At 47.1% G+C, this 259-nt stretch carries 1 pseudogene; it reads left to right on the forward strand.

What is annotated here, in order from left to right:
• Nucleotides 1–259, forward strand: a pseudogene (gene nadE, locus AB4496_RS29100) (NAD(+) synthase); the annotation flags it as partial.

Consider the following 259-nt stretch of genomic DNA (forward strand, 5'->3'; position numbering starts at 1 on the left):
ACCGTTGATAGCCTAAATGAAAGCGCTGGTAGCGACGAGTACCAATTCATCGCGGTTCGTCTACCTTACGGTGAACAAAAAGATGAAGACGAAGCACAGCTTGCTCTCTCTTTCATTCAGCCTTCTCAATCTGTTTCTGTCAACATTAAAGCGGGTGTTGACGGGCTTCACGCAGCCTCTCACGTTGCTCTTGAAGGCACAGGTCTACTACCAACAGATTCAGCAAAAATCGACTTTGTGAAAGGCAACGTGAAAGCTC

This window comes from Vibrio sp. 10N.222.46.A1 (genome assembly GCF_041473595.1).
Taxonomy (GTDB): Bacteria; Pseudomonadota; Gammaproteobacteria; order Enterobacterales; family Vibrionaceae; genus Vibrio; species Vibrio tasmaniensis_A.